Annotated in this window: 5 protein-coding genes and 1 riboswitch; of the genes, 1 reads left to right on the top strand and 4 read right to left on the bottom strand. The window is 75.1% G+C overall.

All coding sequences use genetic code 11. The annotated features are described in order from the left end of the window. Window positions 1-48: 48 nt before the first annotated feature. From ACFFHC_RS09905 to purN, 4 genes are all read right to left on the bottom strand, one after another. Complete coding sequence (locus tag ACFFHC_RS09905) at window positions 49-384, bottom strand: DUF3017 domain-containing protein (RefSeq protein WP_070705729.1); 336 nt, start codon at window positions 382-384, stop codon at window positions 49-51. Beyond that, window positions 368-1,216, bottom strand: a complete 849-nt coding sequence (locus ACFFHC_RS09910) for a bifunctional methylenetetrahydrofolate dehydrogenase/methenyltetrahydrofolate cyclohydrolase (protein WP_141494781.1) — start codon at window positions 1,214-1,216, stop codon at window positions 368-370. Before ACFFHC_RS09910 ends, ACFFHC_RS09905 begins: the two co-directional genes overlap by 17 nt. 20 nt (window positions 1,217-1,236) lie before the next feature. After that, window positions 1,237-2,817 carry a bifunctional phosphoribosylaminoimidazolecarboxamide formyltransferase/IMP cyclohydrolase gene (gene purH, locus ACFFHC_RS09915; protein WP_070705730.1) on the bottom strand — a complete coding sequence of 527 codons (1,581 nt, stop codon included), beginning with the start codon at window positions 2,815-2,817 and terminating at the stop codon, window positions 1,237-1,239. A 22-nt stretch (window positions 2,818-2,839) separates the two neighbouring features. Then, window positions 2,840-2,918, bottom strand: a riboswitch (ZMP/ZTP riboswitch). A gap of 21 nt (window positions 2,919-2,939) precedes the next feature. After that, window positions 2,940-3,515: a phosphoribosylglycinamide formyltransferase gene (gene purN / locus ACFFHC_RS09920; protein ID WP_379805136.1), complete on the bottom strand. Its 576-nt coding sequence runs from the start codon at window positions 3,513-3,515 to the stop codon at window positions 2,940-2,942. Window positions 3,516-3,629: 114 nt separating this feature from the next. On the opposite strand from purN, the gene ACFFHC_RS09925 reads away from it, so the two are divergent. Beyond that, window positions 3,630-4,334 (top strand): prepilin peptidase, encoded by a 705-nt coding sequence (locus tag ACFFHC_RS09925; protein WP_141494780.1) that lies wholly within the window; start codon window positions 3,630-3,632, stop codon window positions 4,332-4,334. Window positions 4,335-4,372 lie beyond the last annotated feature (38 nt).

The raw sequence follows: 4,372 nt of genomic DNA on the forward strand, positions 1-4,372 counted from the left end.
GTCGGCCCTTCGTCGCGTGAGGCCAGCTGGTCGAGCCTCGGCAGCGCCTCAGAGGCGGATGAGGCGCGCCATCGTCCACAGCAGACCGGACATGAGCAGCCACATGAGCACGTCCGCCCACCGACTGCGCGTGACCAGCCCGCCGGCGAGGCGCTCGGGCAGCACCGCACGCAGGAGCGCCCCCAGGGCCGCCCCGGTGGCCAGCACCATCACGGCCGGACGCACCTCGTGCAGCACCACCATCACCGTGCCGGCGGCCAGGAGGGCGAGGGTCAGCCACCACGCCCCGAGGTCCACGAGCCGGTCCAGGGGGCGGATGGAGGGGCCACGCTTGTCCGCCAGCGGCCCCGACCACCCGGCGCGGCGCTCAGGCGGCGGCGTCACGCTCCGCGGCCTCCACCACATTGCGCAGCAGCATGGCGCGCGTCATCGGGCCCACGCCGCCGGGGTTGGGGCTGACCCAGCCCGCCACCTCGGCCACGTCCTCGGCCACGTCACCCACGATCTTCCCGTCCACCCGGGAGACGCCCACGTCGAGCACCGCGGCACCGGGCTTCACCATGTCGGCGGTCACCATGCCGGGCACGCCGGAGGCGGCCACCACCACGTCGGCGCGGCGCAGGTGGGAGGCGAGGTCGCGGGTGCCGGTGTGCACCACCGTGGTGGTGGCGTTCACCGAGCGCTCGGCGAGCATCAGCGCCAGCGGGCGCCCCACGGTGAGACCGCGGCCCACCACCACCATCTCGGCGCCCTCCAACGGCACCTCGTAGCGACGCAGCAGCTCGATGACGCCGGCCGGCGTGCAGGCACGCGGGGCCTCCACCCCGTGCACCAGGCTGCCGAGGTTGTAGGGGTGCAGCCCGTCCACGTCCTTGTGCGGGGCCACGCGGGAGAGCAGCGCGAACTCGTCGAGGCCGGTGGGCTGCTGCACGAGGAAGCTCGTCACGCGGTCGTCGGCGTTGAGCTCGTCGATGAGCTCCTCCACCTCGGCCTGGCTGGCGCTGGCCGGCAGGTCGTGGCGGTAACTGGGCAGGCCGATCTGGGCGCAGTCCTTGTGCTTGGCCCCCACGTACCACTGGCTGCCGGGGTCCTCACCCACGAGGATGGTGGCCAGGCCGGGGGTGTGGCCGGCGTCCAGGAGGGCCTTCACGCGGGTCGTGAGGTCGTCCTTGATCTCCTGGAGAACCGTGCGTCCGTCGAGGATCTGAGCGGTCATGTCCGTCATCGTCCCAGAACTCAGTGGGCGAAGTGGCGGGTACCGGTGAGGTACATCGTGACCCCGGCCTCGCGGGCGGCGGCCACGACCTCCTCGTCGCGCATCGACCCACCGGGCTGCACCACGGCGCGCACGCCGGCATCGAGCAGCACCTGCAGGCCGTCGGCGAAGGGGAAGAACGCGTCCGAGGCGGCCACGGAGCCGCGGGCGCGCTCCTCGCCGGCGCGGGAGACCGCCAGGTGGCAGGAGTCCACGCGGTTCACCTGCCCCATGCCGATGCCGACGCTCGCGCCGTCCTTGGCCAGCAGGATGGCGTTGGACTTGGTGGCCCGCACCGCGCGCCAGGCGAACTGCAGGTCGGCCAGGGTGGCCTCGTCGGCGGCCTCGCCGGCCACCAACTCCCAAGCCGCGGCGTCGTCACCGGGGGCGTCGAGCACGTCGCGCTCCTGCACGAGCAGGCCGCCGCTGATGGGGCGCAGCTCCTGGCCGGCCCGCTCCGGCGCCCGGGCGGTGAGCAGGCGGATGTTCTTCTTGGCGGTGAGCAGCTCCACGGCCTCGGGCGCGAAGGACGGGGCGATGACCACCTCGGTGAAGACGTCCTTGACCGTCTCGGCCATCTCGCGCGTCACCTCGCGGTTGGCGGCGATGATCCCCCCGAAGGCGCTCACCGGGTCGCAGGCGTGGGCGCGGGCGTGGGCGGTGGCGACGTCCGGCCCCACGGCGATGCCGCACGGGTTGGCGTGCTTGACCACGGCCACGGTCGGCTGGTCGCCGTGGTCGTGGGCGGCGCGCCAGGCGGCGTCGGCGTCCACGTAGTTGTTGTAGCTCATGGCCTTGCCGTGCAGCTGCTGGGCGCCGGCCACGCCGGGGGCGGGGGCGTCACCGGCCACCACGTCGCGGTACAGGGCCGCGGCCTGGTGGGGGTTCTCCCCGTAGCGCAGCGTGTCGGCCAGCTCCCAGGCGGCCGAGCGGTGGGCACCGAACTGCTCACCCTCGGCGGCGGTGTCCTGCGCCATCCACGTGGAGACCGCCACGTCGTAGGCGGCGGTGTGGGCGAAGGCGGCGGCGGCCAGCTCGCGGCGTGCGGCGAGGTCCAGGCCGCCGGAGCGCACGGCCTCGAGTACGCGGGGGTAGCTCGCCGGGTCCACCACCACCGCCACACTGGCGTGGTTCTTGGCAGCGGCGCGCACCATCGACGGACCACCGATGTCGATCTTCTCGATGATCGCGTCACGGTCGGCGCCGGAGGCCACGGTCTCGGCGAAGGGGTAGAGGTTCACCACCACGAGGTCGAAGCCGGCCACGCCGAGGTCCTCGAGCTGCTGGGCGTGGTCGGTGCGGGTGCGGTCGGCCAGGATCCCGGCGTGGATGTGGGGGTGCAGCGTCTTCACGCGCCCGTCGAGGCACTCCGGGAAGCCGGTGACCTCCTCCACCGGGGTGACCGGCACGCCCAGGGACCGCAGGTGCTGGGCCGACCCCCCGGAGGAGACGATCTCGACGCCGGCCTCGGCCAGGCCACGACCCAGCTCGTCGAGGCCCGTCTTGTCGAACACGCTGAGCAGCGCGCGGCGGATGGGGCGGATGGTGGACTCGGTGCTCACGGTGACTCCGTCTCGTCGGTTGCCGGGGCACCCAGGCGGGCGATGCCCTCGAATCGTCACTTCCCGGTGGTGGCCCACCTGCGCCAGTCGTGTGGCCCCAGTCTAGGGCGCCGCACTCCCCCTCAGCGCCCGGTCGGCAGCCCCTCGGTGGCGATGCGGGTCAGCTCGGTCACGAGCATCTCCCGCTCGCGCTCCTTGATGCGCTCGTGGAGCCCCGCCTCGTCGTCGCCGGGGAGCACCTCCACGGCGCGCTGGGCCACGATCGGGCCGGTGTCCACACCGGCGTCGACGAGGTGGAGGGTGCAGCCCGTCACCCGTACGCCGTGGGCCAGTGCGTCGCGCACGCCGTGGGCGCCGGGGAAGCTCGGCAGCAGGGCCGGGTGGGCGTTGAGCGTGCGCCCGCCGAAGCGGTCCAGGAAGGCTGCGCCGAGGATGCGCATGAAGCCCGCGGAGAGCACCACGTGCGGGGCCAGGGCGTCCACCGCGTCGGCGAGGGCGGCGTCCCAGGCGGCCCGGTCGGCGTGGTCGTGCGGAGCCACCACCTGCGTGGCGATGCCGTGCGCGGCGGCGCGCTGCAGGCCCTCGGCCTCCCGGTCGGCCACCACGCCCACCACCGTGAACGGGGCGTCACCGGCGGCGGCGTCGAACACGGCCTGGGCCGTGGAGCCGGCCCCGGAGAGCAGCACCACCACCCGCAGGCGGTCCGGGGCGACGGTGGACGGGGAGGACGCGGTGGGGGTGGTCACGGCGTCAGGGTAGTGGGCTGTGGACGACGCACGTGGCGGACCGAGGGCCCTCGCTACGGTGCCGGCATGTCCCCGATCGCGGCCGTCGTGGCCTGCTCCCTGGCGCTGCTGGGCCTCGCCGTCGGCGCCCGCGTGCGCGTGGCCCTGGCCGCCGGGCGCCACCGTCGCCCCACCGACGACCCCGCTCCCCCGCCGCGCTTCGCCTGGCTGCCGGCCGCGGTGGGCCTCGGGGTGGCGGTCCCCGGCGCCCTGGCCTCCCCGGCGTGGCAGGACGCGCTCTCCGGCGGGCGGCCCGGGGTGCCGCTGGTGGTGCTGGCCCTGGTGGGGGCCGCAGCCGTGCTGGCCGGGGCCGTGGCCTCGGCGGTGGACCTCGACGTCCACCGGCTCCCCGACCGCCTCACCCTGCCGGCTGCGACCACCGCGGCGGCCCTGCTGGCGCTGGCGACCGCCACCGGCGAGCCGGTCGGGTCCCTGGTGCGGGCGCTCACGGCCGGGCTCGTGCTCGGCGGGGTCTACCTGCTGCTGAGCTTCCTCACCGCCGGCGGCATCGGCCTGGGTGACGTCAAGCTCGCGCTGGCCGTGGGGACGCTCACCGGGTGGATGGGATGGGGCCCCTTCCTCCTGGCGGCGTGGGGAGCGTTCGCGGTGGGCGCGCTGTGGGCCGTGGTGCTCATGGCCCTGGGGCGTGCCACCCGCCGCACGCACCTGCCCTTCGGGCCGTCCATGGTGGCCTCCGCGTGGGTCACCTGGTGCCTCTGGCTCGCGACCTGAGGGGCTCCCCGACGCGCGCCCTGCCCCCGCACACGGCG

It is taken from the genome of Kytococcus schroeteri (assembly GCF_042433515.1).
GTDB lineage: Bacteria > Actinomycetota > Actinomycetes > Actinomycetales > Dermatophilaceae > Kytococcus > Kytococcus schroeteri.

What these genes read in the sequence shown, in the direction of transcription:
- ACFFHC_RS09910 (WP_141494781.1), bottom strand. Translation starts at nt 1,216, where the DNA reads ATGACCGCTCAGATCCTCGACGGACGCACGGTTCTCCAGGAGATCAAG.
- ACFFHC_RS09925 (WP_141494780.1), top strand. Translation starts at nt 3,630, where the DNA reads ATGTCCCCGATCGCGGCCGTCGTGGCCTGCTCCCTGGCGCTGCTGGGC.